We start from the raw sequence: 663 nt of genomic DNA, 5'->3' as shown, positions 1-663 counted from the left end.
GCTTTGGTCCTTTCCAAGAGGGCGGTTTTTCCTCCCAAACCTAAAGGATTGGGATTCCAAAACCGACAATTCCCTTGAACAGTTTACCACCTTAGCGGAAAACCAACGGATCTTCCTTATCATCGACGAATTCGACGGTATTCCACAGGACGCTATCAACGGATTTCTCCGTTCACTCCGCCGGATATATCTCACTGGACGCGAGGTCCGTTCCCCGTATAGTGTCGGTATTGTCGGGGTTAAAAACATTACACAACTCAATTACGATCGCTCCATCTCACCGTTCAACATACAGGACGAGTTCACACTCCGAAACTTCACTTTAGAACAGGTTCGTGAACTCCTTACCCAGTACACCGACGAGGTCGGACAACAATTCGCCTCTAAAGTCGTTGAAACGATCCATAAACAGACAGCAGGACAACCGTTCCTCGTCAATAGGTTCGCGCAGATTCTCACTGAGGAACTCGGTATCCCCAAAAGCGAAACGATTGAGATAGTCCACTTTTCTGAGGCACACAAACAACTCCTGAGGGAGCGTAACACTAACATTTCACACCTGATTACAAATGTACGTAGAGATCAACGCTTTGAAAGAATGCTTATGCGTATCGCTTTTTACCAAGAAAGTAGACGCTTTAATTTCGATAATGACATTATCAG

The 663-nt window shown here is 45.7% G+C and carries 1 protein-coding gene; it reads left to right on the top strand.

What is annotated here, in order from left to right:
- Nucleotides 1–663 (top strand): AAA-like domain-containing protein (locus J4G07_15800; GenBank protein ID MCE2415455.1); only part of this gene is annotated, 663 nt, incomplete at both ends.

The organism is Candidatus Poribacteria bacterium (assembly GCA_021295715.1).
Classification (GTDB): Bacteria; Poribacteria; WGA-4E; order WGA-4E; family WGA-3G; genus WGA-3G.
Note: the sequence above shows the minus strand (reverse complement) of the source record. Positions and strands in the feature narration are given on the sequence as shown.